This window comes from Citrobacter sp. wls710 (genome assembly GCF_005281115.1).
In the GTDB taxonomy this organism is placed as follows: domain Bacteria; phylum Pseudomonadota; class Gammaproteobacteria; order Enterobacterales; family Enterobacteriaceae; genus Citrobacter; species Citrobacter werkmanii.
The window spans coordinates 1-3,453 of record NZ_SZXD01000060.1 but is presented as its reverse complement, the minus strand read 5'-3'; the positions used below and the strand labels follow the sequence as shown (position 1 = coordinate 3,453).

General features: G+C 39.0%; 2 protein-coding genes. Both read left to right on the top strand.

Annotation, left to right across the window (positions count from 1 at the left end; all coding sequences use genetic code 11):
- Nucleotides 1-398 precede the first annotated feature (398 nt).
- Nucleotides 399-923: a LuxR C-terminal-related transcriptional regulator gene (locus tag FDX14_RS23055; protein ID WP_137350327.1), complete on the top strand. Its 525-nt coding sequence runs from the start codon at nucleotides 399-401 to the stop codon at nucleotides 921-923.
- Nucleotides 924-1,454: 531 nt separating this feature from the next.
- The coding region (locus FDX14_RS23050) for an autotransporter YaiT-related protein (RefSeq protein ID WP_137350326.1) at nucleotides 1,455-3,453 on the top strand (1,999 nt) is incomplete at its 3' end.

The window sequence follows — 3,453 nt, the reverse complement described above, 5'->3', positions numbered from 1 at the left end:
GTGTCTGGAAATATAGGGGCAAATCCACATATTCATTATCTTGTCATTACTATCCAATATGGTCTGTTATCCCTCTGTTATGTGTTTTTTGAAATTTCAATAGGTAAAGTATCCATATATACACATTTATGATGTAAAAAAAACGTATGCAGATAAAAGAAATAAAAAATTGTTGAGACCTAAAAATAAAGCATTTTATACCACTACTTAATTGTTTAAATTATTGATATGTATCGCTTTGTGTATTTGCCCCCCCCATATTTATGATTTTATTTAAGAAGATTATTAGTATTTTATACTGATTTTTTATAGAGCGATTTATCCATTAATATAGTATGCAAAGCCACCTGTGGCTATTCTATGAGAAAGAACGCAAAACTAAAAGTGAATAAAATGTTATGGATATTTACACAAGTAATTTTTTTTTGAAATCATCTTTACAGCATTTATTATCAGACATATCACCAATAGATAAATTGTGTTTTACTGCAATAGTTGATTTTAACAGTACTATTGACAGTATAAATCTGTATTTAGGAATGTATAAAAAAATTATAGTCCTAATTAATGAGGATAGTGATATATTGTTGTTTAATAACGTGATTTTCCATGGTCAAGTATACTATATAAATATGAACTTGAATTTTGGAGAGTTTATGATGTCTCTCTTCACTGCCATTGGTGACGAAATGATAAGTTTAAAACATCCTTACAGTATGAATTTAAAGAAAAAAAGATTATCAAAAAGACAAATGGGTGTTCTGAAACTCACGGCAAAAGGTTATAATCTTACAGAAATATCAGAAATATTAAATATATCTGTTAAATTGAGTTCGGGATATTTAATCTCAGCGTTAAAAAGAATAAATAAAAAAATGAATCTCGTCACATTTAATAAAATAAAATATTTACTTCTTAATTAAATTACCTTTTGATATTAAAGCTTTTTAACTGCTATTCAATTCTTTTCAATTTATATTATTAACTTCGAGTTGGGTTGTTTATTTTACTAAAAATAAACATGTTATTCTGTGTGTTATGTGATGGTATTTATTTTCTAGTTGATGAGTCCGTAACAATAAAATAAGGTGGGGCTATATATATTGCACGTGTTTTAACATGTTCTAAGTTTCAGTCAGTATAATTACTTTAGCTATCTCAAATCTGTCATTGTTTCGCGAACCATGTTCAAGATTATGAGTGTATTATCCAGCACAATTTCCAATAATGAATTTTTGATAAAGTACGTTGTATTTTAAGTGCAGTGATTTAAAGGATTCCGATTGCACAAACAGGTAAGATTTTTCTCTTTTTTTTTGTGTTTTTTGTCGGTCTTTGGAAGCTTTTTGTTAAAACTTGAACTTTATGAAAAAATACATAGCATGGCAAAAGCTAAGTACGGCTATTTGTTTTTTTTGATATTACGAATTATGACTGTAAAAGGATTGAATCTTATGAAGTACCGCGATCGAAAATTAGTTCTGTCCAAGCTGGCAATTGCCTGCACACTGGCAGTGTCGTCACAGGTAAATGCATCGGTAGATATTTCAGGAACTACTTATAATACTTTTAATCATTATAATGATATCAATTACGCTGATGGCGTTTATTATACCGGGTACGCTGGCTGGAATAATAAAGCAGATGAAAGTGCTTATACCGGAGACATTCATCCAGTAATCAATAACGCTACTGTCAACGGCGTCATTTCGACTTATTATCTGGATGATGGGCTGTCTACAAACAGTAATAACAACAGCTTGACAATTAAAAACAGTACCATTCACGGAATGGTAACCTCCGGGTGTATGACAACGGATTGTACTAACCGTACGGGCACCGATTATTACTACGATCGTCTGGCGATGAACGTCATTAATTCAACTATCGATGACAACTACGAACATTATACTTACAACGGTACGTATAATGACGCCGCTGATACGCATGTTGTCGATGTTTATAATCTGGGCACGGCTATTACTCTGGATCAGGAAGTCGATCTGTCGATCTCCAATAACTCACACGTTGCAGGTATTACGCTGACTCAGGGTTATTATGAGTGGGAAGACATTGACAACAATACCGTCAGCACCGGTGTGAACAGCAGCGAAGTGTTTAACAACTCTATCGTTGTCAGCGATTCTACCTTAACCTCTGGCTCACTGTCTGATGAAGGCACTTCCGGCTGGTTTGGCAATACCAGCAATGCAAGCGACTATAATGGCAACGGTTTAGACGCTAATGATGTGGCATTGGCTGTTATTGCGAATCCAGAAGCAGACAACGCGATGCAAACCACCGCTACGTTTAGTAACTCCACGCTGATGGGTGATGTGCTGTTCTCCAGCAACTTTGATGAGAACTTCTTCCCGAACGGTGCTGATACTTACCGCGATACTGATGCCGATCTGGATACCAACGGCTGGGATGGTACTGACCGTCTGGATCTGACCCTGAACCACGGCAGCAAGTGGGTTGGTGCGGCAATGTCCGTCCATCAGGTTGACGTTGATGGTGATGGTGTTTACGAAAGCTATGCTGAGGGCACTGAAGCCACCGCTACGCTGATTGATATCGCTGCCAACAGCCTGTGGCCTTCTTCAACCTACGGTATCGATAGCGACACATCCTCTTATGACGAAAATGGTCATGTGGTTGGCAATACCGTTTATCAGAGCGGTCTGTTCAACGTGACGCTGAACGGCGCTTCTCAGTGGGATACCACCAAAACTTCTCTGATTGACACTTTGAGCATCAACAGCGGTTCAGTTGTCAACGTGGGTGATTCTGCGCTGGTTTCTGACTCCATCACTCTGACCGGTGCTTCTGCCCTGAACATCAACGAGGATGGTCGTGTTGCGACCGATACCCTGTCTATTGACAACAGTACCGTCACAATTGCTGATGATGTTGCTGCTGGCTGGGGCGTAAGTGATGCTGCGCTGTATGCAAATACCATCAACGTAACCAACAACGGTGTTCTGGATGTGGGCAACAGCACGGGCAATGCACTGCAGGTTGATACGCTGAATCTGACCAGCTACACCGACGCCTACAACCATGTAAATGCGGGTGTTTTCGACATCAACAGCACTAACTACGTGTTGAATGCTGACCTGGCCAACGACCGTACTAACGACAAAACTCAGGCCAACTATGGTTACGGCGTGATCGCAATGAACTCTGATGGTCATCTGACTATCAACGGTAACGGCGATTCTGATACCTCAGGAGATCAGTCTGAAGTTGACAACTATGGCGACCATGTAGCTGCTGCAACCGGTAACTATAAAGTGCGTATTGATAACGCGACCGGTACTGGTTCTGTTGCTGATTACAAAGGCAAAGAACTGGTTTATGTTAATGACACCAACAGCACTGCGACCTTCTCTGCAGCTAACAAAGCGGATCTGGGTGCTTACACCTATCAGGCGCAGCAGCAGGGTAACA

Bases quoted from the DNA above. Each gene is read 5' to 3' on its own strand.
- FDX14_RS23055 (WP_137350327.1), top strand. From the start codon at position 399: ATGGATATTTACACAAGTAATTTTTTTTTGAAATCATCTTTACAGCAT.